This window comes from Rhodococcus sp. Chr-9, from assembly GCF_000801125.1.
GTDB lineage: Bacteria > Actinomycetota > Actinomycetes > Mycobacteriales > Mycobacteriaceae > Rhodococcus > Rhodococcus pyridinivorans.
The window spans coordinates 1-339 of the sequence record NZ_JTIZ01000005.1; the positions used below are offsets into that span (position 1 = coordinate 1).

Here is a 339-nt window from a genome sequence, read left to right on the forward strand (position 1 = left end):
CGGAAGTTGTCAACCTGTCTGAGACAGATGGGTGATGTTGATTCCGGTCGGTCGAGGTAGTGGTGGTGCCAGCGGCCGGCGCTGGAACCGCTGCGGGTGCCGGGCATGGATCCGGTCGAGTCGGTCCTGCCGGCGTCGGTGTTCCTCGACGGCGGTGCCGAGGAACACCGACGCGGGGGTGTGTCGACCCAACCCACTGTGGCGGTGTTCGAGGGCGTATCGGGTCATGAATTCCTCGGTCCACCGCCGGGCATGGTCGATGCTGTCGAACCGGTGCGGACACGACAGGTCGTACTTGATGGTTTTGAACAACGACTCGGAAAACGGATTGTCGTCACT

The 339-nt window shown here is 62.8% G+C and carries 1 protein-coding gene; it reads right to left on the reverse strand.

Annotated features, from left to right (window positions below; translation table 11 throughout):
• Positions 1-9 precede the first annotated feature (9 nt).
• A partial coding sequence (locus tag QR64_RS00465) for an integrase core domain-containing protein (protein WP_039583532.1) occupies positions 10-339 on the reverse strand: 330 nt, incomplete at its 5' end.